Origin of the sequence: Emticicia sp. W12TSBA100-4 (assembly GCF_040253585.1) — a bacterium.
GTDB lineage: Bacteria > Bacteroidota > Bacteroidia > Cytophagales > Spirosomataceae > Emticicia.
Map to the genome: position 1 here is coordinate 1 of NZ_JBELAU010000108.1, position 278 is coordinate 278.

General features: G+C 48.6%; 1 pseudogene. It reads right to left on the reverse strand.

From position 1 onward, the window contains the following. A pseudogene (locus ABR854_RS25975) lies at nt 1-278 on the reverse strand (hypothetical protein); the annotation flags it as partial.

Genomic DNA, 278 nt, shown 5'->3' on the forward strand with positions numbered 1-278 from the left:
GCTACTGCCTGTTGTGATAACTACTACATTGCTCACTCCACTTTCACCACAACTGTTGCTACATGTCGCTGTATAACTTCCTGCGGTGCTTACACTGATGCTGCTGCCTGTCGCATTTGTACTCCACTTCAAGCTTCCTGTACAACCTGTCGCTGTCAACGTCGCCGTTTCTGCATTACACAAGCTGTTCTTGTTCGTTGAAATTACTGGAGCCGCTGGGCTACTGCCTGTTGTGATAACTACTACATTGCTCACTCCGCTTTCGCCACAACTGTTGC